Below are 25,905 nucleotides of genomic sequence, written 5' to 3'. Positions count from 1 at the left end.
CTTTCAACGGTTGCTGTGGCTTCGGCTCAGGGGCTCGCGCGGTGTCATGCCGATGCGGCGGCTACGCACCAGTTGATAGGGGCGCACCAGGTAGGCCACGGTGCCAAAACCACTCCACACATGCACCAGGCGAGTGAAGGGGAAGATCAAAAAGATCGACATGCCCAGAAACATGTGGGCCCTGAAGATCCAACCCGCCTCGGTCAATAGCTCTGGCGCACCAGCGCGCAGGGTCATGATGCGTTGGGCCCATTCGGCCAGTTTCATCATCATGCTGCCGTCCAGGTGCTGGGCCGACAGCGGGATAGTGGCCAACCCCAGGGCCAGTTGCAGCCACAGCAGCACGAGCAGCACGATGTCGCTGGTCTTGGAGTGGGCTCGGACGCGCTCATCGCTCAAGCGGCGGTGCAGCAGCAGGCTGACTCCGACGAAGCCCAGCAAACCGAACGCCCCACCCGACACCATGGCCACCAACTGCTTGGCGCCGGCGCTGATGAAGGGCTCGTACAGAAAGTGCGGCGTCAACATGCCAAAACTGTGACCAAAGAACAGGAACAGCACGCCCACATGGAACAGGTTGCTGCCCCAACGCAGCTGGCCCGCACGCAGCAGTTGTGAGGAGTCACTCTTCCAGGTGTACTGGTCGCGGTCAAAGCGCAGCAGACTGCCCAGCAGAAACACGCTCAGACAAATGTAGGGATAGATACCGAACAAAAAATTGTTGAAGTAGTTCATACGGTGACTCCTTGCGAAGTAGCGGCTTTGCGAACAATGTGAATGGGTTGGACCTCACCGGGGCGGGCCTGGCCCTTGGTACTGCAGCCATCAAAGGCCTGGGGCTCGGACCAACTGTCGTCCATCGGTTCGTCGGCCTCAAAGGGCACGGCCTGCACGCGCTGCCCGGCCAGTTCCAGCACCGCAGCCACCGCAACGGCATAGGGGCTGCCGCGCTTGAGCAAGGCGCTGAAGATGGACGAGAGGATGTGGGCCATTTCGCCCAGAAAGTCTTGGGCCAACTGCGACGGCTGGGTGGACGCAAACTCCAGCACTACGCACAGGTGGTCAGGCAGCTCATCGGGGGTCAGGTGCAGGCCGGCCTTGTCGTAGGTCTGCGCCAGGTCCACCATGGCCGGACCGCGGTCGCGCGAGTCACCATGCACATGCTCAAACAGGTGCAGCGAGGTGGCGCGGCCCCGGTCGAAGGTTTCCACGTATTGGGCTTCCACCTCCAGCGGGTCGCGGCGGGACAGATCGGCAGCCAGGCTGCGCAGCTCAGCGCGACGCTCGGCGGGCACGGTGCCCTCCTGGTCCAACACGTCCATCAGGGCGGGCAAATGGGCGCGCAAGGCTGCGTCGGGATAGCCCAACAGCAAGGCCAGGGCGCGCAGGGAATAGCGGTTGTCTTTCATGAAGATGCTCCTGGGTCAGACCATGGACTTGATGGGGATGGTGCGGGCCTTGGTGCCACCAAACAGGCTGGTCTCCGAGGCACCGTCCGAACAACCGTTGCCAAACGAGAAGCCACATCCACCCCGCAGGTCAAACGCGTTTTCGGCGTACTCGCGGTGGCTGGTGGGAATGACAAACCGATCTTCGTAGTTGGCGATGGCCATGATCTGGTACATCTCCTCCACCTCGGCCACAGAGAGGCCGGTTTGCTGCAGCACCGCCAGGTTTTGCACCTGGTCCACATGTTTGCTGCGCTGATAGGCACGCATGGCCAGCATGCGCTCCAGCGCCCGCACCACGGGACCGCAATCCCCGGCCGTGAGCAGGTTGGCCAGGTACTGCACGGGGATGCGCATCTGGGCAATGTCAGGCAATTCCCCATTGGGGCCGATGTGACCTGCGTTGGCTGCGGAGGTGATGGGAGAGAGCGGCGGCACATACCAGACCATAGGCAGTGTGCGGTACTCGGGGTGCAGGGGCAGAGCCACCTTCCACTCCACGGCCATCTTGTAAACAGGGCTCTTGCGCGCGCCTTCGAGCCACGCCTCCGGGATGCCGTCCTTGCGTGCCTGTGCAATCACCTCCGGGTCGTTGGGGTCCAGGAAGATGTCGAGCTGGGCCTGGTAGAGGTCCTTGTCGTTCTCCACACTGGCGGCTTCGGCAATGCGGTCGGCGTCGTACAGCACCACGCCCAGGTAGCGGATGCGGCCTACGCAGGTCTCGGAGCACACAGTGGGCTGACCCGCTTCGATGCGGGGATAGCAGAAGATGCACTTCTCGGCCTTGCCGCTCTGCCAGTTGTAATAAATCTTCTTGTAGGGGCAACCAGACACACACATGCGCCATCCGCGGCATTTGTCCTGGTCGATCAGAACAATGCCATCGTCTTCGCGTTTGTAGATGGAGCCGCTGGGGCAGCTGGCTACACACGCCGGGTTGAGGCAATGCTCACACAGGCGGGGCAGATACATCATGAAGGTGTTCTCGAACTGGCCCACCATGTCCTTCTGGACCTGGTCGAAGTTGGCCAGGTTGGCGTCCTTGCTGCGCTTGCTGAATTCGCCGCCCAGGATCTCCTCCCAGTTGGGACCCCATTCGATCTTCTCCATGCGCTTGCCCGTGATCAGCGAGCGCGGCCTCGCGGTAGGCGGCGCCTTGCTCTCCTTGGCCGACTGCAGATGGTCGTAATCGAAGGTGAAGGGTTCGTAGTAGTCGTCAATCTGCGGCATGTTGGGGTTGGCGAAGATGCGCATGAGCAACTTCCACTTGCCGCCCTGGCGGGGCTCGATGGATCCGTCTGGCTTGCGAACCCAGCCACCGTTCCAGCGGTCCTGATTTTCCCAATCCTTGGGGTAGCCGATGCCGGGCTTGGTTTCCACGTTGTTGAACCAGGCGTACTCCATGCCGGGGCGGCTGGTCCAGACGTTTTTGCAGGTGACCGAACAGGTGTGGCACCCGATGCACTTGTCCAGGTTCAGCACCATGCCGATTTGTGCGCGTACTTTCATCGTATTTCTCCTCGGTGCTTAAGCCTGAATGGTCGGTGTGGCGGACTCGCCGTCGAGCCAATCGATCTTGCGCATCTTGCGCACCACCACGAACTCGTCACGGTTGGTGCCAATGGTTCCGTAGTAGTTGAAGCCGTAGCTGAACTGCGCGTAGCCGCCGATCATGTGGGTGGGCTTGGTCACGATGCGGGTCACCGAGTTGTGGATGCCGCCGCGGGTTCCGGTGATCTCGGCCCCCGGTGTGTTGATGATCTTTTCCTGGGCGTGGTACATCATCACCATGCCCACTTTCACGCGCTGGCTCACCACCGCACGGGCCGCAATGGCGCCGTTGGTGTTGAACAGCTCGACCCAATCGTTGTCCACAATGCCGGCGCTCTTGGCGTCGTCTTCACTGAGCCAGATGACGGGGCCACCGCGGTTCAGCGTGAGCATCATCAGGTTATCGGTGTAGGTAGAGTGAATTCCCCACTTTTGGTGCGGCGTGATGAAGTTGAGCGAGATCTCCTTGTTGCCATTGGGCTTGCGGTTCATGATGTCGCCCACGGTCTTCAGGTCCACCGGTGGGCGGTAGCTGGTCAAACCCTCGCCGAATGCGATCATCCAGGGGTGGTCCAGGTAGAACTGCTGGCGGCCGGTCAGCGTGCGCCATGGGATCAGCTCATGCACATTGGTGTAACCCGCGTTGTAGGACACGGTCTCGCTCTCAATGCCACTCCAGGTGGGCGAGCTGATGATCTTGCGCGGCTGGGCCTGAATGTCGCGGAAGCGGATTTTCTCGTCCTCGCGATGGATGGCCAGGTGGGTGTGGTCGCGGCCGGTCTGTTTGCCCAGCGCCGCCCAGGCCTTCACGGCCACATGGCCATTGGTCTCGGGGGCGAGTTGCAACACCACCTCGCAGGCGTCGATGTCGGTGTCAATGCGGGCCAGCCCCTTGGCCACACCCTCGGTATGCACCTTGCCGTTGAGTTCCTTGAGCTGGCCCACTTCGGTCTGGGTGTTCCACGAAATGCCTTTGCCGCCGTTGCCCATTTTGTCCAGCAAAGGGCCCAGTGCGGTAAAGCGGGCATAGGTGTTGGGGTAGTCGCGCTCCACCACCTGAATGCTGGGGGCCGTCTTTCCGGGAATCAGCTCGCACTCGCCCTTCTTCCACTCAGCCACGCCAAAAGGTTGGGCCAGTTCGGCGGGCGTGTCGTGCATCAACGGGGTCAGCATGACTTCCTTCTCCACACCCAGGTGGCCCACGCAGACCTCGCTAAAGGCCTTGGCAAAGCCCTTGTAAATCTCCCAATCGCTCTTGCTTTGCCAAGCCGGGTCCACTGCCGTGGAGAGCGGATGGATGAAGGGGTGCATGTCGCTGGTGTTGAGATCATTCTTCTCGTACCAGGTGGCGGTGGGCAACACGATGTCAGAGTACAGGCAAGTGGTGCTCATGCGGAAGTCCAGCGTGACCAGCAGGTCCAGCTTGCCTTCGGGGGCCTTGTCGTGCCACACCACTTCGGTGGGTTTGGCTTCTTCGGCACCCAGGTCTTTGCCCTGTACACCGTGGGTAGTGCCCAGCAGGTGTTTCAAAAAGTACTCGTGCCCCTTGCCGCTGGAGCCCAGGATGTTGGAGCGCCAGACAAACATATTGCGCGGCCAGTTGAGCGGGTTGTCCGGGTCTTCGCAGCTCAGCTTGAGGCTACCATCCTTGAGCGACTGCACCACGTGGTCCTTGGGGTCCAGCCCTTTGGCCTGTGCGTCCTTCACCACCTGCATGGGGTTGGTCTGCAACTGCGGCGCACTGGGCAACCAGCCCATGCGTTCGGCGCGCACGTTGTAGTCAATCAGGCTACCGCCAAACTTGCTCTTGTCGGCCAGTGGCGACAGGATTTCGTCCACACCCAGCTTTTCGTAACGCCACTGGTCGGTGTGGGCGTAAAAGAAGCTGGTGCTGTTCATCTGGCGGGGTGGGCGCACCCAGTCCAGCGCAAAGGCCAGCGCGGTCCAGCCGGTCTGGGGGCGCAGTTTTTCCTGGCCTACGTAGTGCGCCCAGCCGCCGCCGCTTTTGCCGATGCAGCCGCACATCATCAGCATGTTGATGATGCCGCGGTAGTTCATGTCACTGTGGTACCAGTGGTTCATGGCCGCACCGATGATGACCATGCTCTTGCCCTGGGTCTTGTCCGCGTTATCGGCGAACTGGCGCGCCACGGCAATCACCTGGTCGCGCTTCACACCAGTAATTTTTTCCTGCCAGGCAGGGGTGTAGGGGGTGTCGTCGTCGTAACTGGTGGCGGCGTTCTCACCTTCCAGGCCACGGGCCACACCGTAGTTGGCCACGGTCAAGTCAAACACGGTGGCCACTAGGGCGTAACGTTCTTCACCGGCCTTGCCCAGCTTGACGCGGCGCACAGGTACCTTGCGTACCAGCACGTCGTCCACGGCGGCGCTTTGTTTGTTGGCTTCGAAGTTGGGGGTGTCAATGCCGCCAAAGTACGGAAAACCGACATCACCCACCTCAAAGTTGGGCTGCGTGCCTTCCATCAGGCTGAGTTTGAGCTGGACCTCGGTGTCTCCCCGGGCCTCTTTGTTTTCCAGGTTCCATTTGCCCAGGTCTTCACGCTCGGCAGCGCCCCAACGGAAGCCGATGGAGCCGTTGGGCAGCACCATCTTGTCGTTCTCGTCCAGCGCCACGGTTTTCCACTCGGGGTTGTTGTCCTGGCCGAGCTTGCCGTTGAAGTCGCTGGCACGCAGGTAACGGCCGGGCACCATGACCTTGCGGCCATCGGGCAAGGTGCGTTCTTCCAGCTGCACCAGGTTGGGCATGTCGGTGTAGCGGCGCACATAGTTGTCAAAATACGCACTGCGCTTATCGAAATAGAACTCTTTGAGGATGACGTGGCCCATGGCCATGGCCACGGCGGCGTCGGTGCCCTGCTTGGGGTGCATCCACAGATCGGCGAGTTTGCTGATCTCGGCGTAGTCGGGGGTGATGGCCACCGTCTTGGCGCCCTTGTAGCGCACCTCGGTGAAGAAGTGGGCATCGGGCGTGCGGGTCTGGGGCACATTGGAGCCCCAGGCGATGATGAAGGTGCTGTTGTACCAGTCGGCACTTTCGGGCACGTCGGTCTGTTCGCCCCACACCTGAGGGCTGGCGGGCGGCAGATCGCAGTACCAGTCGTAAAAACTCATGCACACACCGCCAATCAGCGACAGGTAGCGGCTGCCCGCGGCATAACTCACCATGCTCATGGCCGGAATGGGCGAGAAACCGATGATGCGGTCCGGGCCATATTTCTTGGCGGTGTAGACGTTGGCGCTGGCGACCAGCTGGTTGATCTCTTCCCAGGTGCTGCGCACAAAGCCGCCCAGCCCGCGTTGTTTTTGCCATTCCAGGCGCGCTTGCGGGTTCTCCACAATGCTGGCCCAGGCATCCACCGGGCTCTTGGCCACCAACAGGGCAGCACGCCAGTGCTTGAGCAGGCGAGCGCGGATCATGGGGTACTTCACGCGATTGGCGCTGTACAGGTACCAGGAGTAGGAGGCACCGCGCGCGCAGCCCCGGGGCTCGTGGTTGGGCAGATCGGCGCGGGTACGGGGATAGTCGGTCTGCTGGGTTTCCCAGGTGACGATGCCGCCCTTGACGTAAATCTTCCAGCTACAGCTGCCGGTGCAGTTCACACCGTGGGTGCTGCGCACAATCTTGTCGTGGGCCCAGCGGTCGCGGTAGGCGTCTTCCCAGGTGCGGTCTTCACCAGTGGCCACACCATGGCCATCGGCAAATTCTTCTTTGGGAGCCGAGAAGTGGCTCAGGCGGTCCAGAAAGTGGCTCATAGGGATACCTCTGCAGTCGATTTTTTGAATGAAATAGGGCCACAGCCCTTATGAAATATGCGCAAGCAGCTATACATTTAAGAGCAATCTGTAATCTTCAGGGGTTCTTGATCTCGGCACCGGCGCGCAGGTAGAACCACCAGTTCAGCACCAGGCACACGGCATAGAAGACGGCAAAGCCGTAGAAGGCGTACTGCGGCGTACCTGCCTTGATCTGCTGGCCGATCAGCACCGGGGCAATGAAGGCGCCATAGGCGGCCACTGCCGAGGTCCAGCCCAGCACCGGCCCGGCCTGCTGGCGGTCGAAGATGAAACCCACGCTGCGGAAGGTGGAACCGTTGCCAATGCCGCTAGCGGCAAACAGCACGATGAACAAGCCCATGAAGGCCATGAAGTGTTGTTCGGGCGCGGGTGACTGGTAGGCCTGCAACATCACGTAGCCCACAGCGGCCGATGCCAACACCATGATGGCGGAGATGATTTGGGTGACGATGGAACCACCCACCTTGTCCGAAATCCAGCCGCCGATGGGGCGCACGGCAGCGCCGACAAAGGGGCCAATCCAGGCATAGGTGAGAGCCGACGGCGCATTGGGGTTCTTGAGTGTGTGCTGCAACACACCCGCGGCATCGGGGATGTGCTGGAAGCCGAAGATCACGGTGATGGCCAGGGGCAGCGCCATGGAGAAGCCAATGAAACTGCCGAAGGTGACCACGTACAGCGCGGTCATGCTCCAGGTGTGTTTGTTGCTGAAGATTGCGAACTGCTTTTGCACGTTCTCACGCATGGCACCAAAGGCAGCCAGGCGCATCATCAGCACGGCGGCCAGAATGTCCAGCGGAATCGCCACCCACATGTTCAACAGCCCCAACCCCGTGGGCGCTGGCAGATATAGGTACAACATGCCGATGGACGGGATGAAGGCCAGCGAGTACAGGTAGATGATCTTGGCAAAAGCCACCACCGGGTTGCCCGTGGCAGGCGACACGGTCTTGAGGTTGTTCATGCCCCACCAGCACAGGATGGACAGGGGAATGAGCGACAACACCCAGGCAAAACCGGCGTTCTGAATCCAGGTGGGAGTGCCCGCGGCGATCTTGCCGAAGATCCAGCCGCTGTCCTTGACCAGGGCTTTGGCCTCACCGCCAAAGGCACCAAACAGGCCCACCGTCATCACCAAGGGGACGACGATTTGCATGGTGGTGACGCCGAAGTTGCCCAGGCCTGCGTTCAAACCCAGCGCCGTACCCTGCAGGCGCTTTGGAAAGAAGGTGCTGATGTTGGACATGGAACTGGCAAAGTTGCCGCCGCCCACACCCGACCACAGCGCCATGAGCTGGAACATCCACAGCGGCCACTCGGGGTGCTGCAAAGCCACACCCGTACCGATGGCCGGGGCCAGCAGCATGGCGGTGGTCAGGAAGATGGTGTTGCGTCCGCCCGCCATGCGGATCAAAAAACTGGCCGGGATGCGCATGGTGGCGCCCGAGATTCCGGCGATGGCGGTGAGCGTGAACAGCTCGGCCTGGGTGAAGGGGAAGCCCAGGTTGAGCATCTGCACGGTGATGATGCCCCACATGCCCCAGACCGCGAAGCCGCACAGCAGGGCCGGAATGGAGATCCAGAGGTTGCGGTAGGCAATGCGCTTGCCGGTACTCTCCCAGAAGCGTTCGTCTTCCGGACGCCAGTCAGCAATGTCGGCACGGGATTGGTTGTTGGTGTTCATGGTGCGTGTCCTAGTTCTGTAGAGAAAAGTTCGTGGCGTTCTGGCCCATGACTTCGGTCTTGCGCACCTCGGTCCAATACATCCAGATCAGCGACACCCAGACCACGCCATACATCAGCATGAAAGCGCTGGAACGGATGCCGGTAAGGTCCATCAGCACCCCAAAGAGGATGGGCAGAATGAACCCGCCCATGCCACCGGCCAGGCCCACGATGCCGCTGATGGCGCCGATGTTGTGCGCGTAGTCATCGCTGATGTACTTGAAGACGCTGGCCTTGCCGAATGCGAAGGCAATCCCCAGGATGAACATCAGGCCCGTGAACACGTAGACGTTGAGCCCGATGTGGAAGGCAGTTGGCCCGTTCACGGTCATGACCGTGAAATCGGTTTGTGGGTAGGAAAGCAGGAACAGGCAGATCCAGCTCACCCACAGCACCCACCAGGTCACGCTGTGGGCGCCGTATTTGTCGGACAACATGCCTCCAAAAGCGCGCAGCACACCACCCGGCAACGAGAAGCAGGCCGCCAGCAGGGCCGCCACCCGAATGTCCAGACCAAACTCGCCCACGTAGTACTGCACCATCCACAGCGCCAGCGCCACGTAGCCGCCAAACACAATGCTGTAGTACTGGCAGTACTTGATGACCTTGGGGTCTTTCAGCGCCTTGAGCTGGTCGGTGAACTTGACGGTGTTGGGCACCAGGTGGTCCGGGTCACTGTGGCTGAACATCCAGAACAGCACCAGCGTACCCAGCATGATGGCGGCGTACACCTGCGGCACCAAGGCCCAGCCAAAGGCCACCAGAATCACCGGTGCGACAAACTTGTTGACTGCCGAGCCGGAGTTGCCCGCGCCATAAATACCCATGGCCGTGCCTTGCTTGGCCTTGGGGAACCAGCGCGCCACATAGGGCGTACCCACCGAGAACGAGCCGCCGGCCAGGCCCACAAACAGGCCGATGGTGATGAAGTGCCAGTACTCGGTGGCGTAACCCATCATCCAGATGGCGGGCACGGTAATGGCCATCAAGGCGGCCATGACGATGCGGCCACCAAATCGGTCGGTCCAAATGCCCAGGGGCACACGAATCAGCGAACCGGTGAGCACCGGCGTGGCAGTGAGCAAACCAAACTCAGTGGAGTTGAGGTTCAGCATTTTTTTGATTGGAATGCCGATCACACCAAACATCATCCACACCATGAAGCAGACGGTAAATGCCAACGTGCTGACGATAAGGACCGACCAGGCTTTTCTTGCGTTGCTTAAATCTGAGGCCATATTCCATCTCCTAGGGATGGAATGACTGTCGTGCTTTGGAGGCGTGCTGCCCATCCCCCATTGGAACGAGTCGCCCCCTGCAAAAGAACTAGGCCCGCACAGGCGGGCCTAGTTCTAAAGGTGTAGTGCGCCGGGCAAAAGGCGCTTCACTGATCTGGATCAAACCAGGCCGTGGGCGGAGGCGTATACCGCTGCCTGCACCCGCGAGCTGAGTTGCAGCTTTCGCAGGATGCCTTGCACATGCACCTTCACCGTGGTCTCGGCAATATCCAATTGGCGAGCAATGAGCTTGTTGCTGTCCCCATGCGCGACCAGTAGCAAGATTTCCCGCTCGCGGGCGGACAGGGCTTCCTCCAGGCTGGGCTGTGGAGCGAGCGTCGGTAGCAAGGTCTGTGTGGGCGGGCTGGCCAATGGCTTGGTGCGGAAAGCAGCGACAAACTTGGTCATCATCTCAGGGCTGATGACCGGCTCACCAGCCAGCACACGCACGATGGCCTGGCACAACTGGTCCGATTCCACGGTCTTGAGCAGGTAGCCATCGGCCCCGGCCTGCATGGCCGCAGCCAGATCTTCCTCGTTCTCGCTCACGGTGAGCATGAGGATGCGGGCACGGCCAAAAGCCTGCTTGAGCGCACTGATACCGTCAATGCCACGCACACCGGGCAGGTGGTTGTCCAGCAAGATGAGGGCTGGCTGCATCTGCCCCGCACAGCGCAGCGCCTGCCCCATGTCAGCGGCCTCGCCCACCACATCAAAGCGTCCATCCTGCTTGAGCAACGCAATGAGCCCACGGCGAAAAAGGTTGTGGTCATCGACCACCAGCAATTGGGTAAGACGCATGGGATGCTCCAGAACGGTCAGAGGGCTAGGGCGGCAGAGGTGGTCACGGGATGCTCGGGCAGGCGTAACTCTACGCAGGCCCCCTGCCCGGGCTGGGAGCTCACGCGCACGCTGGCACCAATAGCCTGTGCACGCTCGTGCATGATGTGCAGGCCCACATGCTGGCTGCCCAGTGCGGCATCAGGCGCAAACCCCGCGCCGTTGTCCTGCACTGTGAAAGACCAGAACTGGCCCTTCTCAACCACCAACGCCACCGACGTGGCATGGGCATGTTTGCGCACATTGGACAGAGCCTCCTGCACCACGTGCAAGACCTGTATCTGCACATCGGAGGGCAGTGGCAAGCCAGTCCCATTCACCACCAACTCGGTGAGCAAACCGGTTTGATGGCGAAACTTTTGCAGCGTCTCCTGCAACGCCGCTTCAATGTCATCGGTGTTGGTGCGGGTGCGAAAGTGCACCAGCAGCTCGCGCACATCGCCTATGCTTTCTTTCAAGCCCACATCCAGCTCGTCCAGCGCAACCCGCATCTGGGGACCCTGCGCCTTGTCGGCAGCGCTGCGCAGCAACTGCACCTGGATTTTCAGAAAGGCCAATGACTGCGCGATGGAGTCGTGCAATTCGCGGGCGAGCAAGGCCCGCTCCTCACTCACCGCTGCTTCGCGCTCCAGGGCCGAGGCGCGCAGCCCCTCCAGCGCACTGGCCAGGTGACTGGCCAAGGTGTCGAGTAACACCGCTTCGTCTTTGGAGAGCTCCACCGTCTTGCGATAAAAGAGATCGATCTCCCCGATCAAGCGACTCTGCAGCCGAATGGGCACACTCACCAGGCTCTCGTACCCAGCCTTCACGCAATGGCGCATGGGGGCGGCTTGGGCACTCTGGATGGGGATTACCCGCGTACGAGCCTCCTGCAGCAGGCTGCCGCAGGCACAGGTCCCGGCCAGCAAGCTGCGCTCTTCGGCCAGTAGATCCTGAGGAAAGCAGTCGGACGCCAGCATCAGGTAGCGCTGGTTGGCCTCGTCCGACCACCGCACCGTCACCGCGTCGGCCCCCATCACCGTGCGCAAGCGCTGGGAAAAACCGCGCGACATCTCTTCAATCGAGTTCACGCCTGCCAGAAATGCGCTGAAGTCGTACAGGGTCTCAATTCGCGCACGCTGCGCCTCAATGTGCTGGGTCTTGGTGTGCACCTGTGCCTCCAAGCCGTCCACCATGTCCTGCAAGCGGGCCGCCATGCCATTGAAACCTTGCGCCACCAGGCCGAACTCGTCTTTGCTGTCGACCTCAATGCGAGCCTGAAAGTCACCCTCCTCCACACGACGCAAGCCTTTTTGCAATTGGCTCAGGGGGTTGATGACATACAGATAGCCGGTGTAGAGCATGACCACGGCGGCAAAGATGGCCAGCACCATCATCACGAACTGGAACAGGTTGAGCACCGCCGTGAGCTTGGCCAGTTGCTGCTCAATGGCGCTGACCAGCGCATCAATCGCTTCCACCAGCGCATGGGTGGACGGAAGAATGGCGTCGGGCTGCGCCGCCGCCCCCGACACCCAGCCGACGCGCTGGGCCCGCCACAGCGCCTGCACCGCGGCGAACCTGCTGCGCACCACCGGGTCCCAAGGCACAAACAGGGGCCGCGAGGGGTCGCCCTGCTCCAGCAGGCTCAGGTTCTGGTCAAACTCTGCAATGCGTGCCATGCGCTGGTCTTCGGCAATGCCAGCCTGAATTTCGCTGGCCATGCGCCAGGTCTGCATGCGCATGCGCCCGGCCTCGTTGACCGAGGCAGCCCCGCCTTCGAGCTGCCAGGTGACCCACAGCGTGAGGCCAATCGAAGTAAGCGCCACCACCAGCAAAGCCACACCAATGCGAACCAGCTTGCTGGACAGGGACGTGGTTTGAGCATGGAACATAGCGGCGTGCGAAGGGTGGGTGGCCGGATTGTGGGGACAGGGCCACCATACCAACTTGACGCATGTCAAGCAAACCCCATCCACCACACGGACCGCCCTCAGGGCACGGAGCGCAGCCACTTCAGGCATAAAAGTGGGCTCCAGCCCATATGGGTACTGCGCGAACAGCTACCAGAACCATAGCAAACCTTGGCCCCCAAATCTGCCCCGGTAAAATCACGGGTCCTCCCAAGAGAACCCCATGTCTGACCAAGCTACCCCCTCGCCCTCCACCCCCGAACAACCGGGTCTGCAGTCCCTGTCCAAATCGTTTGAGCCCGTCGCGCTGGAAGCGCACTGGGGCCCCGAGTGGGAAAAGCGCGGGTATGGCATCGCGGGCTACCGCGGCACCCAGGCCCCACAGGCCGGCCAGCCCGCGTTTGCCATCCAGCTGCCACCGCCCAATGTGACGGGCACGCTGCACATGGGCCATGCCTTCAACCAGACCATCATGGACAGCCTGACGCGCTACCACCGCATGGCGGGTTTCAACACCGCCTGGATTCCGGGCACCGACCACGCCGGCATTGCCACGCAGATCGTGGTGGAGCGCCAGCTGCAAGAGCAAAAGATCAGCCGCCACGACCTGGGCCGCGAGGCTTTCACCGCCAAGGTGTGGGAGTGGAAAGAGAAGTCCGGTAACACCATCACCGGCCAGATGCGCCGCATGGGCGACAGCGTGGACTGGAGCCGCGAGTACTTCACCATGGACCCCAAGCTGTCCAAGACGGTGACCGAAACCTTTGTGCAACTCTACGAACAAGGCCTGATCTACCGCGGCAAGCGCCTGGTGAACTGGGACCCCATCCTTATGAGCGCGGTGAGCGACCTGGAGGTGGAGAGTGAAGAGGAAGACGGCTCGCTGTGGCACATTCGCTACCCGCTGACCGATGGCAGTGGTGACATCACCGTGGCCACCACCCGGCCCGAGACCATGCTGGGCGACGTGGCGGTGATGGTGCACCCCGAGGACGAGCGCTACACCGCCCTCATCGGCAAGATGGTGAAGCTGCCCTTGTGCGACCGCGAGATCCCGGTGATTGCCGACGACTATGTGGACAAGGCCTTTGGTACCGGCGTGGTGAAGGTCACGCCCGCGCACGACCAGAACGACTACGCCGTGGGCCAGCGCCACAAGCTGCCCATGATCTGCGTGCTGACGCTGGACGCCAAGATCAACGAGAACGCCCCCGCGCCCTACCAGGGCCTGGACCGGTTTGTGGCGCGCAAGAAAGTCGTGGCCGACCTGGAAGCCGGCGGCTTCCTGGTCGAGGTGAAGAAGCACAAACTGCAAGTGCCACGCTGCGCTCGTACCGGCCAAGTGATCGAGCCCATGCTGACCGACCAGTGGTTCATGGCCATGAACACCGTGGGCAAGGGCGACGCCACCGGCAAGTCGATTGCGCAAAAGTCCATCGATGTGGTGCAAAGTGGTGAGGTGAAATTCGTCCCCGAGAACTGGGTCAACACCTACAACCAGTGGATGAACAACATCCAGGACTGGTGCATCAGCCGCCAACTCTGGTGGGGCCACCAGATTCCGGCCTGGTACGACGAAGACGGCAAGGTCTATGTGGCCCGCAACGAGGCAGATGCCCAGGCCCAAGCCCCCGGCAAGACGCTCAAGCGTGACCCCGACGTGCTCGACACCTGGTACTCCAGCGCCATGGTGCCTTTCAGCACCATGGGCTGGGGCAACGAAGGCGCAGGCACAGGCCCCACGGACGACTACAACCTCTACCTGCCCAGCAGCGTGCTGGTCACCGGCTACGACATCATCTTCTTCTGGGTCGCCCGCATGATCATGATGACCACGCACTTCACAGGGCGCGTGCCGTTCAAGCATGTCTACATTCACGGCCTGGTGAAAGACGCGCAGGGCAAGAAGATGAGCAAGTCCGAGGGCAATGTGCTGGACCCGGTCGACCTGATCGACGGCATCTCGCTGGCCCCGCTGCTGGTCAAACGCTCGGAAGGCCTGCGCAAGCCCGAGACTGCACCCCAGGTGCGCAAGAACACCGAGAAAGAATTCCCAGAGGGCATTCCCGCCTACGGTGCAGACGCGCTGCGCTTCACCTTCGCGGCACTCGCATCCTTGGGCCGCAGCATCAACTTCGACAGCAAGCGCTGCGAGGGCTACCGCAACTTCTGCAACAAACTGTGGAACGCCACCCGCTTTGTGCTGATGAACTGCGAAGGCAACGACTGCGGTTTGAACGAGCACACCAAAGAGCAGTGCGCGCCCGGCGGTGAAGCCCACGGCTATCTGGAATTCAGCCAGGCCGACCGCTGGATCGTCTCGCTGCTGCAGAAGACCGAAGCCGAAGTGGCCAAGGGCTTTGCCGAATACCGCCTGGACAACGTGGCCAACACGATTTACGACTTCGTGTGGAACGAATTCTGCGACTGGTACCTGGAAATCGCCAAGGTGCAGATCAACACCGGCAACGACGCACAAAAGCGCGCCACGCGCCGCACGCTGATCCGCACGCTGGAAGTCATCCTGCGCCTGCTGCACCCCATCACGCCCTTCATTACCGAAGAGCTGTGGCAAAAGGTGGCGCCCGTTGCGGGTCGCAGTGGTCCGTCGGTATCCATCGCCGCCTACCCGGTGAGCCAGCCCGAGCGCATTGACGAAGCCGCCATTGCCCACGTGGCCAAACTCAAGGCCCTGGTGGACGCATGTCGCAATCTGCGTGGCGAGATGAACGTGTCGCCCGCGGTGCGCCTGCCGCTGTTCGTGGTGGCCCACAGCGTGGCCGAAGGCGCGTTCCTGCAAGCGTCCGCCGCCGTGTTGCAGTCGCTGGCCAAGCTCAGCGAGGTGAAGGTGTTTGCCGACGAAGCCAGCTGGCAAGCCGCCGCCCAGTCCGCCCCCGTGGCCGTGGTGGGTGAGGCGCGTGTCTGCCTGTTTGTGGAAGTGGATGTGGCCGCCGAAAAGATTCGCCTGGGCAAGGAAGTGGCCCGCCTGGAAGAGCAGATCACCAAGGCCAGCGTCAAGCTCAGCAACGAAGCCTTTGTGGCCAAGGCCCCCGCCGCCGTGCTGGAGCAGGAACGCAAACGCGTGGCCGACTTTGCTGCCACGCTGGAGAAGGTGAAAGAGCAGTTGACCCGCCTGGGCTAATGCACGGGCCCGCTGAGGGCTGTACAAAACAAAAACGCCGCACGGGAGACCCTGCGGCGTTTTTGTTGGCAGCTACGAACGCGAATTAGCGGCGGCGCAGCACGTGGATATATTCGGCGCCCACGGTTTCTTGCTCCAGCAGCTCATTGCCAGTCTGCTTGGCAAAGGCCTGGAAGTCACGAATGGAGCCGGGATCGGTGGCCACCACCTTGAGCGTCTGGCCGCTCAGCAACTCCGCCAAGGCCTTCTTGGCCTTGAGGATGGGCAGCGGGCAGTTCAGGCCGCGGGTGTCAACTTCTTTGTCGGTTTGCATGCAATGGGCTTTCTGGCGTGAAGGTCGATTTTAAGTCGCCAGCTTCTCGGCGTCCTGGCGCCACACCGGGTCGATGAAGACCGGCTCGTGACCACGCGAGCGCAAAAACTCGGCCAGCGCATAGCCGGTGCCGGCAGGCCAGCACTTCACATCCTCGAAGTTGTAGAGGCGATAGTCCACCAGCTCGGGGCTGAGTTTCACGTCGCCATGGCAGACCGCGTGGTAGGCAATGATGACCTGGTTCATGCGCTGGAAGTCGTAGGCGCCCAGCAGCTTGAGTGCGCTGGTGGACAGGTTCGTTTCTTCCGAAATCTCGCGCGCAATGCCTTCTTCGGGCGTCTCGCCAGCCTCCATGAAGCCGGTGATCAGCGCGTACATCTTGCCGGGCCAGGCCGCGTTGCGCGCCAGCAGAATTTGGCCGTTGTACTCAATCACCGCCGCCAGAACGGGCGTGGGGTTGTTCCAGTGCGTAAAGTCGCAGGCCGGGCAGCGCAAGCGGGTCTTGTCGCCGCCGTCTTCAGCCAGTGTGATGTGCTCCAGCGCCGTAGCGCACTGCGGACAGAACTTGAAAGCTGCGGACATAAGTACCTTCTACGCTATCGATTTCATAGCTTCCCGCGCAATGAACACGGGGGCTAGCGGTCAATTTCTTACAAATTATGCGGGAAACACGCCTGTGGAGAGGTAGCGGTCGCCACGGTCGCAGACCACAAACACGATCACCGCGTCGCGCTCGCGTTTGGCAATTTCCTGCGCCACCCAGCAGGCGCCAGCGGCCGAGATGCCACCAAAGATGCCCTCTTCACGCGCCAAGCGGCGGCACATGTCTTCGGCATCGGCCTGGCTCACGTAGACCAGTTCGTCCACATTCTTGGGGTCGTAAATCTTGGGCAAATAGGCCTCAGGCCATTTGCGGATGCCGGGAATGCGCGAGCCTTCCGACGGCTGGGCGCCAATGATGCGGATGGCCGGGTTCTTTTCCTTGAGAAAACGCGACACGCCGGTGATGGTGCCCGTGGTGCCCATGGCGCTCACAAAGTGGGTGATGCGGCCTTGCGTCTGCGCCCAGAGCTCGGGGCCCGTGGTCTCATAGTGGATGCGCGGGTTGTCGTCATTGCCAAACTGGTCCAGCACGCGGCCTTTGCCCTCGCGCTGCATCTGTTCAGCCAGGTCACGCGCGTACTCCATGCCGCCGCTCTTGGGCGTGAGGATCAGCTCGGCGCCAAAGGCCTTCATGGTCTGGGCGCGCTCAATCGACAGGTCCTCCGGCATGATCAGGACCATGCGGTAGCCCTTGACGGCCGCGGCCATGGCCAGCGCAATGCCGGTGTTGCCCGAGGTGGCCTCGATCAACGTGTCGCCAGGCTTGATGTCGCCGCGCTCTTGGGCGCGCCGGATCATGGAAAGGGCAGGACGGTCTTTGACTGAACCTGCGGGGTTGTTGCCTTCCAGCTTGCCCAGCACCACGGTGTTGCGGGACTGGTTGTCGGTGGCCTGGATACGCTGCAGTGCGACCAGCGGGGTGTTTCCGATGGCGTCTTCGATGGTGGGGAATGTCATGCCCATAAATGTGCCATAATTCGCGCTTCACAGAATGACCTGCCCAGGTGGTGAAATTGGTAGACTCAGGGGACTCAAAATCCCCCGCCGCAAGGCGTGCCGGTTCGAGTCCGGCCCTGGGCACCAGATCAAAAAGCCTGCTGTTTGCAAAAACAGCAGGCTTTTTTCTTGCCGGTAGCCTTTGGTGACACCTCTGGCCCGCGTCCAAACCCTATGATGCACCGCGCTAGCCCGCACATACAAAGGAGACGCCCATGGAGTTGAACATCAATGGCAAGGCGGTGACCGCCGACGCCCCGCCCGACATGCCCCTGCTGTGGGTGCTGCGCGATGTGCTGAACATGACCGGCACCAAGTTTGGATGCGGTGTGGCCGCCTGCGGCGCCTGTACCGTGCATGTGGACGGCCAACCGGTGCGCTCCTGCGTGATGCCAGCCTCTGCCGTGGCGGGGCAAAAAATAACAACCATTGAAGCCCTGGGCACCCCCGACAAGCTGCACGCCCTGCAGGCCGCCTGGATCGCCGAGCAGGTGCCCCAATGCGGCTACTGCCAAAGCGGCATGCTGATGGCCGCCGCCGCCCTCTTGGCCCGCAAACCCAAGCCCACCGACGCCGACATTGACGAGGCCATGACCAACATCTGCCGCTGTGGCACCTACCAGCGCGTGCGCGCCGCCATCCACCGCGCAGCCGGCCAAGCTCAGGGAGCCGCAGCATGAAGCGCCGTACCTGGATACTGAGCGCCCTGGGTGCTACCGGTGCACTGGTGGTGGGCTGGGGCCTAATGCCGCAGCGCTCTCGCTTAGGCGATGGCGCACTGATGCTGCCCACCGAAGGCGAAGTCGGCCTGAACGGTTGGATCAAGATCGCCAAAGATGGCACTGTGGTGCTGGCGATGCCCCGCAGCGAGATGGGCCAGGGCGTGCACACCGCGCTGGCCATGCTGGTGGCAGAGGAATTGGATATTTCGCTGGCCAAGGTGCGCCTGCAGCAGGCCGGGCCAGAAACCCTGTACGGCAACGTGGTGATGCTCACCGCCACCCTGCCGTTTCACCCGCTCGAATCCGAGGGCGACAACAAGCCCGCCAAGGTGAAGCTGGGCGAATGGTTCGTTGGCAAAATCGCGCGCGAATTGGGCATCAATGCCACGGGCGGCTCGTCCAGCGTGGCCGATGCCTGGGAACCTCTGCGCACCGCCGCGGCCCTGGCCCGCGCGGGCTTGCTGGAAGCTGCCGCCACACAGTGGAAGGTGCCGCGCAACGAACTGAAAATCCAGGATGGTGTGGTGCAACACGCCACCGGCAAGTCCGCCCATTTTGGCGAACTGGCCCAAGGCGCGGCGGGGCTGAAGCCCGCCAACGTCACCCTCAAGGACCGCAAGGACTGGAAGTTACTGGGCACACCGGCACCGCGCGTGGACATCCCCGCCAAAACCAATGGCACAGCCCGCTTCGGGCTGGATGTGCGCCTGCCCGACATGCTGTTTGCTGCGATTCGCCTGGCGCCCCAGTTGGGGGGCACTGTGGGCTCGCTGGACAGCAAGGCCGCCTTGGCAATGCCCGGCATAGAAACACTGGTACCGCTGGAGGCGCTTGGCGGCTCCACCGCCGGGTTTGCTGTGGTGGGCAAAACCACCTGGCATGCGCGCCAGGCCGTACAAGCGGTGGAAGTGCAGTGGCAAGCCCCCACCAATGGCGCATTGGACACCGAGAAAATAGAGGAACGCCTGAAAGCGGCTCTGCAAGCCGAAGACGGCTTTGCGTTCTACAACAAAGGCGATACCAAGGCCGCCGAAGCCGCGGCTGCGAGCAGCGTGGAGGCCCTGTACCAGGCGCCCTATCTGGCCCACGCCACCATGGAGCCGATGAACTGCACCGCACAGGTGAAGGACGGTGCAGTGGAGGTCTGGGCCCCCACCCAGGTGCCGGAAATGGCGCGCGCCATTGCCGCCAAGGTGGCAGGCGTCAAAGAAGACAAGGTCACCTTGCACGTGACGCTGCTGGGCGGTGGCTTTGGCCGCCGGCTGGAGGTGGACTACGTGGCCCAGGCCGTGCGCGTGGCCATGGCCTGCAAGGGCCGCCCAGTGCAACTGGCCTGGTCGCGCGAAGAAGACACCACGCACGACTTCTACCGCCCCATGCACGTGGCCCAGCTGCGTGCCTCCATCGACGCCGCAGGCCAGGTCAGCAGCCTGCGCATCAAGTCCGCAGGCGACGCCATCAGCCCGCGCTGGATGGCGCGGGGCCTGCCTGCTCTGTCGGGCCCCATCGACATGCCCGACAAGACCACGGCCGAGGGTCTGTTTGATCTGCCCTATGGCTTTGCCAACCAGCACATGGCCCACGTGGCCACGCGCATGGAGGTACCGGTGGGCTTTTGGCGCTCGGTCGGGCACTCGCACAACGCGTTTTTCTCCGAGAGCTTTATCGATGAGCTGGCCGCACAAACCAAGCAAGACCCGGTGGCCTTCCGTCTGGCCCTGCTGAAGGACGCGCCCCGCTACGCCGCCGTATTGCAGCTGGCCGCCAACAAGGCGCGCTGGGGCAGCCCTCTGCCAGCCGGACGAGCACGCGGAGTGGCGCTGCACGAATCATTCGGCTCCATCGTTGCTGAGGTGGCCGAGGTGTCGCTGAAAGACGGCGTGCCACGCGTGCACAAGGTGGTGTGTGCCATCGACTGTGGCACGGTGGTCAACCCCAACATCGTGGCGCAGCAAATGGAAAGTGCCGTGGTGTTTGGGCTCACAGCGGCGCTGTACAGCAAGATCGACATCAAGGACGGCGCGGTACAACAAACCAGCTTCCCCAGCTACCCTATGGTGCAACTGGCCGCGGCCCCGGTGGTCGAGACCTGGCTGGTGCCCAGCACGCGCCATCCCGGTGGTGTGGGGGAGCCCGGTGTACCACCTATCGCCCCTGCAGTGGCCAACGCCTTGTTTGCCCTGACCGGCAAGCGCCAGCGCAGCCTGCCGCTGGTCACAGTGGCCTGAACGATTTCAGGGCGCGGTGGTGCCGGGGGTCAGGCGGGCCAGTACACGGCCTGTCGCGTCTTCCAGCAGCAAATGCCCATCCTGCAGCCGTACGCTGCGGGTGGCCTCCAGCGCCTTAAAGAAACGGTCTTCCTGGCCTTGGGGCGCCGTCATGCAGGCCTTGCCAGTCGCAGCTAGGGGGCCGAGCTGCAGTGCGCCCTGCTCTACCACGGCGCGTCCCATAAAGGCATTGCAGCCACCGCTGCCAGACAGCTGGTCCGCGGCAGTCCAGCGCAATCGGGGGGCGGGAGCCGTCACCGCCGCAATGCCATCGATGTAGCTGGCCACCCATTCACGCCCCTGCAGTTGGGCACCTGAAACCTGTCCTGCCGACGGCAGCACGGGGGCGACCCCACAGCCGGCCAGCGCAATCAACAGAACGGCCAAGACAACAGGTTTGAAAAAGGAAAACAGCATGGTGGTGTCGCACAATCCAGTGGCAAAACCCAATGTTAACCAGTGCCTTACCAACATCCCGCACAATCACGGTCTTTCGCGCTCCGAACCTCTGCCCCCCATGTCTTCGTTCACTCCCGTCGCAAGCCACGCCACTCCTCGCCTGTTTTGGGGCCTGCTGGTCCTTGCGCTGCTTGCAGCACTGGTGCCCACGCTGTTTCCGGCGTTGGACCTGGCGGCGGCTGGCCTGTTTACCGACACCGAACCCACCATCGCATCTGGGGGCTGGTGGTGGGTGCAGGGCATCAACCTCTACATTCCCGCCATTTTTCGGGGTGCGCTGGCGCTGTGTTTTGTGGGCTGGCTGGTAGCCACCTTCTCGCAGCGCTGGAAACATTTGCGCTTGCCGTTGGCCTTTGTCGTACTGGCGGGCATCATCGGGCCCGGTGTGGTGGTGAACGCGGGGTTCAAGGACAACTGGGCACGCGCACGGCCCTACCAGGTGCAAAACTTTGGCGGCACGCAACAGTTCACGCGCGCCGCGCTGATGACGGACCAGTGCGACAACAATTGCTCATTCGTCAGCGGCCACGTGGCCTGCGGCTTCTTTCTTGCCACCCTGCTGCTGGTGCATCGCCGTCGGCAAACCGCTTGGGCTGTGGTGGGAACGGCCAGCGGCCTGGTGATTGGCTTTGCCCGCATGTCGGACGTGGCGCATTGGCTCAGCGACGTGCTCTGGGCCTACCCCATCACGCTGGTCAGCAGTTGGCTGGTGTGGCAGGCCCTGCAGTGGGCCTACCAGCGCTACGCGCCTTAGCCCTAGATACTGCGCAACCCCTGCTGCACATCAGGGTAACGCAGCACCAAGCGCAGTTCCTGCTTCATGCGCTGGTTCACCAGGCGGCGTGATTCGCTCATGAAACTCAACAGCACCACAGGCAACTGCTCGCGTGCACTGTCGCGCGCCACACGGGGTGGGCGTGACAAGCCATACAGGTCGGCTGCCATGTCAAAGTAATCGCCCATCTTGAGCTGCGAGTCATCGCTGACGTTGTAGATGCGTTGCGGTGCAGCGCGCCACAGTGCCAGCCAGCAAGCGCGTGCCAGGTCATCCGCATGGATATGGTTGGTGTACACGTCGTCTTCCGCGCGCAGAACGGGCGTGCCCTTCAGCAATCGGGCATACGGCGTGCCACCCTCGCGGTTGGGTGCATAAATGCCGGGAATGCGCAGCACGCTGAGTGGCACACCGCTGGCTCGGCCCCAGGTGCGCAAGGTCTGTTCGGCATGCACGCGGCGCTGGGCGCGCGGGGTCTGCGCAGACAGCGCGCGGGTCTCAGCCACCCATGCACCCTGGCAATCCCCATACACACCGCTGGTGGAGCCATACACCGCGCGCTGCGGCGCGCTGCGTCTGCGCAAGGCCTGGCTCAGTTGGGCGGCGCGGGGGTCGGACCAGCCTTCTGACGGTGGGGGGGCCAGGTAGACCACACGGTGGGCCACACCGGCCAGGCGATTCAGTGTGGCGGCACGGTCCAGATTGCCCAACAGCGGGACCGCACCCAGGGCGCGCAGCTCCGCCATGCGCGAGGCACTGGAGGTCAGCGCCAGCCAGCGCACGGAACCACGGGCGGCCACCATGCGGCTACCCACGTCGCCACAGCCCACCACCAGCACACGCTGGCGTTTGAAGCGCGAAGGCAAGGCGCCGAGTGGGGATTGGATTGAGGGCAAAATCGGGGGCTACAGACAGATAAGCCCTTGAGGATACCCAAAAGATGACCGCCCCTGCGGACGCCACCACCACTTTCTCCGTCACCGTGCAGCCCAGCGGACGCGCCTTCAGCACCCAAGCCGATGAAACCATTCTGGCCGCCGGCATCCGCCAGGGCATTGGCTTGCCCTATGGCTGCAAAGACGGTGCCTGCGGCTCCTGCAAATGCAAATTGCTGTCGGGCTCGGTGCACCACAGCCTGCACCAAGCCAAGGCGCTGAGTGAACAGGAAGAAGCCGCGGGCCTGGTGCTGACCTGCTGCGCCACGGCGCAGAGCGATGTGGTGCTGGAGTCGCGCCAAGTGACCGAGGCCGGCGCCCTGCCCATCAAGAAGATGCCGACGCGCGTGACCACCTTGCAACGGGTGTCTGACGACGTCATGGTGCTGCAACTGCAGTTGCCGGCCAATGACAACTTTGCGTACCGCGCCGGGCAATACGTGGAATTCATCTTGCGCGACGGTGCGCGGCGCAGCTACTCCATGGCCAGTGCGCCCGGCCAGGGCGCCGGCATGGAACTGCATATCCGCCACATGCCTGGCGGCAAGTTCACCGACCACGTGTTTGGTGCGATGAAGGAGAAGGAGATATTGCGACTGGAAGGGCCCTATGGCTCGTTCTTCTTGCGGGAAGACTCGGACAAGCCCATCGTGTTGCTCGCCTCCGGCACGGGCTTTGCGCCCGTCAAGGCACTGCTGGAACACATGCTGGCGCAGGGCATTGCGCGGCCCGTGACGCTGTACTGGGGCGGACGCCGGCCCGCAGACCTGTACATGGACGCCTGGGTGCAGGACATGCAGCAGCGCATGCCGCAACTGACCTATGTGCCCGTGGTGTCCAATGCATTGCCCGATGATGCTTGGCAAGGACGCACCGGTTTTGTGCACCGCGCCGTGCTGGACGACCTGCCCGACCTCCGTGGCCATCAGGTGTACGCCTGCGGCGCACCGATTGTCGTGGACTCGGCCCGCGCGGATTTTTGTGCGCTTGCGGGTCTGCCAGAGGAAGAGTTTTTTGCCGATGCGTTCACCTCGGAGGCCGACAAGGCCCACGTCTGAACGCGCCTGAGACGGCAGGTTTACAGCTTGCCGTTTTTGCGATCGCGCTTGCCGTCGTGGTTCAGATCTACCTGGCGGTCATGCTTTTGGTAGGCAATGTCACGGCTCTCGGCACGCTGCAGATGCGCAATGCGCTTACGCTCCTGGCCCGTCACCTTGCCGTCGGCTTCGGCGTGGTCTTCGACCTTGTCAATGCGGGCCTCGCCGCGATTCAGACGACGCGCTTCACGCTTGGTGAGTTGGCCAGAATCCACGCCCTGCGCAATGCGCTTTTCCTGGTTGGCCTCCCGCTGGTCGATCTTGGGCGTCGCCAAGGGGTCTTTGGGAGCGGGTACCGCTGTTTGTGCAAATGCGGCGCCGGTCGCGACCAACACGAAACCAGCCAGTAAAGCGTGAATTTTCATCGTGAACTCCTGTTGAGGTTAGGCATGGAATGACTCCATGCGCTGTCAACGGATCCCCTCAAGCTTGGCCTGACATCCCGAATGCAAAGTGCCGTAACAACTTGTATCCGGGATGCCCCGGGGCTTATTCGCCCAGGTAAGCGGCGCGCACCTTGGGGTCGGTCAGCATGTCGGAGGCCTTGCCCGTCATGGTGACGATGCCGGACTCCATCACATAGCCGCGGTTGGCAATGGACAGCGCGCGGCTGGCGTTTTGCTCCACCAACAGCACGGTCACGCCCTGGGCGTACACGTCTTTCACCACTTCAAAAATCTTGTCGACCATGATGGGCGACAGACCCATGGAGGGTTCGTCCAGCAGCAGCACCTTGGGGCGGCTCATCAGCGCACGGCCCATGGCCAGCATCTGCTGTTCGCCACCGGACATGGTGCCGGCCAACTGGTCCTTACGTTCGCGCAAGCGGGGGAAGATGGTGAACATCTTCTCGATGTCGGCCAGGATGCCTGCCTTGTCGGTGCGGATGTAGGCGCCCATTTGCAGGTTTTCGGTGATGGTCATGCGGGTGAACACACCACGGCCTTCGGGCACCATGGCCAGGCCTTGCTTGACCAAATCCCACGGGCCTTGGCCCTTGATGCTTTTGCCCAGGTATTCGATGTCACCTGCGTTGATGGGCAAGGTGCCGGTGATGGCCTTCATGGTGGTGGTCTTGCCCGCACCGTTGGAGCCGATCAGCGACACCAATTCGCCTTCGTGGACTTCGAAATCCACACCTTTGACGGCCTGGATGCCGCCATACGAGACCTTCAGGCCTTTAACTTTGAGCAGAGTCTGGGTTGTCATGCTAATTCCTTAGTGGCCGCTCGTGCCCAAGTAGGCCTCAATCACTTTTTCGTTTTTCTGTACATCGGCAGGCGTGCCTTCGGCAATTTGCTTGCCGTAGTCCAGCACCGTCACGCGGTCGCACAGGCCCATTACCAGCTTCACATCATGTTCGATAAGCAGGATGGTGCGGTTGTCCTTGCGGATGCGATCAATCAGTTCGCGCAGCATGACCTTCTCGGTGGCGTTCATGCCGGCTGCAGGTTCGTCCAGCGCAATCAACTGCGGGTCGGTGGCCAGGGCGCGGGCGATTTCCAGACGGCGCTGGTCACCATAGCTCAGGGTGCGGGCCTTGTAGTCGGCAAACTTGCCAATGCCCACGTAGTCCAGCAACTCTTGGGCGCGCTTGGCAATGGCAAGTTCCTCGGCCTTGAAGCCAGGGGTGCGGAACACAGCGCCCAGCAAGCCGGAGTGGGTGCGGATGTGGCGACCCACCATCACGTTTTCCAACGCCGTCATTTCGGCGAACAGGCGGATGTTCTGAAAGGTGCGGGCAATACCGGCCTTGGCCACGGTGTGCACCGCGGTGGGCTGGTAGGGCTTGCCGGCCAGCTCGAAGCTGCCACTGTCAGGGGTGTACATGCCGGTCAGCACGTTGAAGAAGGTGGTCTTGCCAGCGCCGTTGGGGCCGATCAGACCGTAGACCTGGCCGCGTTCGATTTTGATGCCCACATCGCTCAGGGCTTGCAAACCGCCAAAGCGCTTGGACACGCCGGAGACGTTCAATACTGTATCTGTCATATGGATTCCATTCTGTTGAGGGCCAGCGGGCTTGCGCAGGGCGCGAAGCCGTGGCCCA

The 25,905-nt window shown here is 62.3% G+C and carries 21 protein-coding genes and 1 tRNA gene; 6 read left to right on the top strand and 16 right to left on the bottom strand.

What is annotated here, in order from left to right; all coding sequences use genetic code 11:
- Window positions 1–3: 3 nt before the first annotated feature.
- From narI to J2X15_RS20390, 8 genes are all read right to left on the bottom strand, one after another.
- Window positions 4–735, bottom strand: a complete 732-nt coding sequence (gene narI, locus J2X15_RS20425; protein ID WP_310346657.1) for a respiratory nitrate reductase subunit gamma — start codon at window positions 733–735, stop codon at window positions 4–6.
- Entirely contained in the window at window positions 732–1,409 is a 678-nt protein-coding gene (gene narJ / locus J2X15_RS20420; RefSeq protein ID WP_310346654.1) for a nitrate reductase molybdenum cofactor assembly chaperone, read from the bottom strand. The genes narI and narJ overlap by 4 nt, the downstream gene beginning before the upstream one ends.
- Window positions 1,410–1,424: 15 nt before the next feature.
- A complete protein-coding gene (narH, locus tag J2X15_RS20415) occupies window positions 1,425–2,957 on the bottom strand; it encodes a nitrate reductase subunit beta (RefSeq protein ID WP_310346651.1) in 1,533 nt (510 codons plus the stop codon).
- A gap of 18 nt (window positions 2,958–2,975) precedes the next feature.
- A complete protein-coding gene (locus J2X15_RS20410) occupies window positions 2,976–6,773 on the bottom strand; it encodes a nitrate reductase subunit alpha (protein WP_310346649.1) in 3,798 nt (1,265 codons plus the stop codon).
- A 97-nt stretch (window positions 6,774–6,870) separates the two neighbouring features.
- Window positions 6,871–8,499 (bottom strand): MFS transporter, encoded by a 1,629-nt coding sequence (locus tag J2X15_RS20405; RefSeq protein ID WP_310346646.1) that lies wholly within the window; start codon window positions 8,497–8,499, stop codon window positions 6,871–6,873.
- Between the two features lie 10 nt (window positions 8,500–8,509).
- Window positions 8,510–9,778: an MFS transporter gene (locus J2X15_RS20400; protein WP_310346644.1), complete on the bottom strand. Its 1,269-nt coding sequence runs from the start codon at window positions 9,776–9,778 to the stop codon at window positions 8,510–8,512.
- 159 nt (window positions 9,779–9,937) lie between these two features.
- A complete protein-coding gene (locus J2X15_RS20395; protein WP_310346641.1) occupies window positions 9,938–10,618 on the bottom strand; it encodes a response regulator in 681 nt (226 codons plus the stop codon).
- Between the two features lie 17 nt (window positions 10,619–10,635).
- Window positions 10,636–12,531, bottom strand: a complete 1,896-nt coding sequence (locus tag J2X15_RS20390) for a type IV pili methyl-accepting chemotaxis transducer N-terminal domain-containing protein (RefSeq protein ID WP_310346639.1) — start codon at window positions 12,529–12,531, stop codon at window positions 10,636–10,638.
- A gap of 241 nt (window positions 12,532–12,772) precedes the next feature.
- Between J2X15_RS20390 and J2X15_RS20385 the strand changes: the two genes are divergently transcribed.
- A complete protein-coding gene (locus J2X15_RS20385; protein ID WP_310346636.1) occupies window positions 12,773–15,691 on the top strand; it encodes a valine--tRNA ligase in 2,919 nt (972 codons plus the stop codon).
- Between the two features lie 85 nt (window positions 15,692–15,776).
- On the opposite strand, the gene J2X15_RS20380 is transcribed toward J2X15_RS20385, so the two are convergent.
- The 3 genes from J2X15_RS20380 to cysM all read right to left on the bottom strand — a co-directional run bounded on the left by J2X15_RS20380 (window position 15,777) and on the right by cysM (window position 17,564).
- Entirely contained in the window at window positions 15,777–16,004 is a 228-nt protein-coding gene (locus J2X15_RS20380; protein WP_310346634.1) for a sulfurtransferase TusA family protein, read from the bottom strand.
- 30 nt (window positions 16,005–16,034) lie between these two features.
- A complete protein-coding gene (locus tag J2X15_RS20375; RefSeq protein ID WP_310346632.1) occupies window positions 16,035–16,586 on the bottom strand; it encodes an NUDIX domain-containing protein in 552 nt (183 codons plus the stop codon).
- A gap of 75 nt (window positions 16,587–16,661) precedes the next feature.
- Window positions 16,662–17,564, bottom strand: coding sequence for a cysteine synthase CysM (gene cysM, locus J2X15_RS20370; RefSeq protein WP_310346629.1), 903 nt, complete (start codon window positions 17,562–17,564; stop codon window positions 16,662–16,664).
- Window positions 17,565–17,605: 41 nt separating this feature from the next.
- Here cysM and J2X15_RS20365 point away from each other — a divergent pair.
- From J2X15_RS20365 to J2X15_RS20355, 3 genes are all read left to right on the top strand, one after another.
- Window positions 17,606–17,690 (top strand) — tRNA-Leu (locus tag J2X15_RS20365).
- Window positions 17,691–17,818: 128 nt separating this feature from the next.
- Window positions 17,819–18,283 (top strand): (2Fe-2S)-binding protein, encoded by a 465-nt coding sequence (locus tag J2X15_RS20360; protein ID WP_310346627.1) that lies wholly within the window; start codon window positions 17,819–17,821, stop codon window positions 18,281–18,283.
- Window positions 18,280–20,553 carry a xanthine dehydrogenase family protein molybdopterin-binding subunit gene (locus J2X15_RS20355; RefSeq protein ID WP_310346624.1) on the top strand — a complete coding sequence of 758 codons (2,274 nt, stop codon included), beginning with the start codon at window positions 18,280–18,282 and terminating at the stop codon, window positions 20,551–20,553. Before J2X15_RS20360 ends, J2X15_RS20355 begins: the two co-directional genes overlap by 4 nt.
- Window positions 20,554–20,559: 6 nt before the next feature.
- Here the strand turns inward: J2X15_RS20355 and J2X15_RS20350 are convergent, their stop codons facing one another.
- Entirely contained in the window at window positions 20,560–21,009 is a 450-nt protein-coding gene (locus J2X15_RS20350; protein WP_310346622.1) for an META domain-containing protein, read from the bottom strand.
- Between the two features lie 100 nt (window positions 21,010–21,109).
- Between J2X15_RS20350 and J2X15_RS20345 the strand changes: the two genes are divergently transcribed.
- Window positions 21,110–21,805 carry a phosphatase PAP2 family protein gene (locus tag J2X15_RS20345; RefSeq protein WP_310346618.1) on the top strand — a complete coding sequence of 232 codons (696 nt, stop codon included), beginning with the start codon at window positions 21,110–21,112 and terminating at the stop codon, window positions 21,803–21,805.
- Window positions 21,806–21,807: 2 nt separating this feature from the next.
- Here the strand turns inward: J2X15_RS20345 and J2X15_RS20340 are convergent, their stop codons facing one another.
- Window positions 21,808–22,722 (bottom strand): SDR family oxidoreductase, encoded by a 915-nt coding sequence (locus J2X15_RS20340; protein WP_310346617.1) that lies wholly within the window; start codon window positions 22,720–22,722, stop codon window positions 21,808–21,810.
- Window positions 22,723–22,766: 44 nt separating this feature from the next.
- Here J2X15_RS20340 and J2X15_RS20335 point away from each other — a divergent pair, with 44 nt between their 5' ends.
- Window positions 22,767–23,819 (top strand): CDP-6-deoxy-delta-3,4-glucoseen reductase, encoded by a 1,053-nt coding sequence (locus tag J2X15_RS20335; RefSeq protein ID WP_310346613.1) that lies wholly within the window; start codon window positions 22,767–22,769, stop codon window positions 23,817–23,819.
- 20 nt (window positions 23,820–23,839) lie between these two features.
- On the opposite strand, the gene J2X15_RS20330 is transcribed toward J2X15_RS20335, so the two are convergent.
- From J2X15_RS20330 to J2X15_RS20320, 3 genes are all read right to left on the bottom strand, one after another.
- The gene (locus J2X15_RS20330; RefSeq protein WP_310346610.1) at window positions 23,840–24,223 is read right to left on the bottom strand and encodes a hypothetical protein; all 384 of its coding nucleotides are present in this window, start codon (window positions 24,221–24,223) and stop codon (window positions 23,840–23,842) included.
- Between the two features lie 124 nt (window positions 24,224–24,347).
- A complete protein-coding gene (locus tag J2X15_RS20325; RefSeq protein ID WP_310346607.1) occupies window positions 24,348–25,067 on the bottom strand; it encodes an ABC transporter ATP-binding protein in 720 nt (239 codons plus the stop codon).
- 9 nt (window positions 25,068–25,076) lie between these two features.
- The gene (locus J2X15_RS20320) at window positions 25,077–25,847 is read right to left on the bottom strand and encodes an ABC transporter ATP-binding protein (RefSeq protein ID WP_310346604.1); all 771 of its coding nucleotides are present in this window, start codon (window positions 25,845–25,847) and stop codon (window positions 25,077–25,079) included.
- Window positions 25,848–25,905: the final 58 nt, after the last annotated feature.

It is taken from the genome of Rhodoferax saidenbachensis (genome assembly GCF_031457975.1).
Classification (GTDB): domain Bacteria; phylum Pseudomonadota; class Gammaproteobacteria; order Burkholderiales; family Burkholderiaceae_C; genus Allorhodoferax; species Allorhodoferax saidenbachensis_A.
Note: the sequence above shows the minus strand (reverse complement) of the source record. Positions and strands in the feature narration are given on the sequence as shown.

What these genes read in the sequence shown, in the direction of transcription:
- narI (WP_310346657.1), bottom strand. Translation starts at nt 735, where the DNA reads ATGAACTACTTCAACAATTTTTTGTTCGGTATCTATCCCTACATTTGT.
- narJ (WP_310346654.1), bottom strand. Translation starts at nt 1,409, where the DNA reads ATGAAAGACAACCGCTATTCCCTGCGCGCCCTGGCCTTGCTGTTGGGC.
- narH (WP_310346651.1), bottom strand. Translation starts at nt 2,957, where the DNA reads ATGAAAGTACGCGCACAAATCGGCATGGTGCTGAACCTGGACAAGTGC.
- J2X15_RS20410 (WP_310346649.1), bottom strand. Translation starts at nt 6,773, where the DNA reads ATGAGCCACTTTCTGGACCGCCTGAGCCACTTCTCGGCTCCCAAAGAA.
- J2X15_RS20405 (WP_310346646.1), bottom strand. Translation starts at nt 8,499, where the DNA reads ATGAACACCAACAACCAATCCCGTGCCGACATTGCTGACTGGCGTCCG.
- J2X15_RS20400 (WP_310346644.1), bottom strand. Translation starts at nt 9,778, where the DNA reads ATGGCCTCAGATTTAAGCAACGCAAGAAAAGCCTGGTCGGTCCTTATC.
- J2X15_RS20395 (WP_310346641.1), bottom strand. Translation starts at nt 10,618, where the DNA reads ATGCGTCTTACCCAATTGCTGGTGGTCGATGACCACAACCTTTTTCGC.
- J2X15_RS20390 (WP_310346639.1), bottom strand. Translation starts at nt 12,531, where the DNA reads ATGTTCCATGCTCAAACCACGTCCCTGTCCAGCAAGCTGGTTCGCATT.
- J2X15_RS20385 (WP_310346636.1), top strand. Translation starts at nt 12,773, where the DNA reads ATGTCTGACCAAGCTACCCCCTCGCCCTCCACCCCCGAACAACCGGGT.
- J2X15_RS20380 (WP_310346634.1), bottom strand. Translation starts at nt 16,004, where the DNA reads ATGCAAACCGACAAAGAAGTTGACACCCGCGGCCTGAACTGCCCGCTG.
- J2X15_RS20375 (WP_310346632.1), bottom strand. Translation starts at nt 16,586, where the DNA reads ATGTCCGCAGCTTTCAAGTTCTGTCCGCAGTGCGCTACGGCGCTGGAG.
- cysM (WP_310346629.1), bottom strand. Translation starts at nt 17,564, where the DNA reads ATGACATTCCCCACCATCGAAGACGCCATCGGAAACACCCCGCTGGTC.
- J2X15_RS20360 (WP_310346627.1), top strand. Translation starts at nt 17,819, where the DNA reads ATGGAGTTGAACATCAATGGCAAGGCGGTGACCGCCGACGCCCCGCCC.
- J2X15_RS20355 (WP_310346624.1), top strand. Translation starts at nt 18,280, where the DNA reads ATGAAGCGCCGTACCTGGATACTGAGCGCCCTGGGTGCTACCGGTGCA.
- J2X15_RS20350 (WP_310346622.1), bottom strand. Translation starts at nt 21,009, where the DNA reads ATGCTGTTTTCCTTTTTCAAACCTGTTGTCTTGGCCGTTCTGTTGATT.
- J2X15_RS20345 (WP_310346618.1), top strand. Translation starts at nt 21,110, where the DNA reads ATGTCTTCGTTCACTCCCGTCGCAAGCCACGCCACTCCTCGCCTGTTT.
- J2X15_RS20335 (WP_310346613.1), top strand. Translation starts at nt 22,767, where the DNA reads ATGACCGCCCCTGCGGACGCCACCACCACTTTCTCCGTCACCGTGCAG.
- J2X15_RS20330 (WP_310346610.1), bottom strand. Translation starts at nt 24,223, where the DNA reads ATGAAAATTCACGCTTTACTGGCTGGTTTCGTGTTGGTCGCGACCGGC.
- J2X15_RS20325 (WP_310346607.1), bottom strand. Translation starts at nt 25,067, where the DNA reads ATGACAACCCAGACTCTGCTCAAAGTTAAAGGCCTGAAGGTCTCGTAT.
- J2X15_RS20320 (WP_310346604.1), bottom strand. Translation starts at nt 25,847, where the DNA reads ATGACAGATACAGTATTGAACGTCTCCGGCGTGTCCAAGCGCTTTGGC.